Origin of the sequence: Vibrio sp. 2-Bac 85 (genome assembly GCF_037546705.1) — a bacterium.
Classification (GTDB): Bacteria; Pseudomonadota; Gammaproteobacteria; order Enterobacterales; family Psychromonadaceae; genus Psychromonas.
Genome location: NZ_JALAAB010000053.1, coordinates 1 through 596, shown reverse-complemented (window position 1 = coordinate 596; position 596 = coordinate 1). Strand labels below are relative to the sequence as shown.

Below are 596 nucleotides of genomic sequence, written 5' to 3'. Positions count from 1 at the left end.
TACCAACGGTATCGTGACTATCAATGCCGATGGTACGGTGAAATACACACCAAATGCTGACTTTAATGGCACGGATAGCTTTACTTATACCAACGAAGAAGGCCAAGAAGCCACGGTTAATGTCACGGTGGATGCGGTTAATGATTTAACCGTCGTAGCTAACGATACCGCGACGACTAACGAAGATGCGGCGATTGATATCGATGTACTTGCGAATGACACCGATACGGTTGATGGCACCGAGGCGGCTGTTTCGCCGGTAGAAAGTGTGACTCAAGGCGCTAATGGTTCAGTCTCAATCAATGCCGATGGCACGGTGAAATACACACCGAATGCAGACTTTAACGGCACGGATAGCTTTACTTATACCAATGAAGAAGGCCAGGAAGCCACGGTTAATGTCACTGTGGATGCGGTTAATGATTTAACCGTTGTAGCTAACGATACCGCAAGCACTAACGAAGATGCCGCGATTGATATCGATGTGCTTGCGAATGATGATGACTCAACCGATGGGACTGCAGCGGCGATCTCGCCAGTAGCCTCTGTTACCCAAGGTAGTAACGGTTCAGTAGTAGTTAATGCTGATGGCACGG

Annotated in this window: 1 protein-coding gene; it reads left to right on the top strand. The window is 48.3% G+C overall.

Features of this window, described 5'->3' with window-relative positions:
* Window positions 1–596, top strand: a 596-nt coding sequence (locus MT390_RS19700; RefSeq protein WP_499442910.1) for a tandem-95 repeat protein, incomplete at both ends; no start/stop codon positions are given.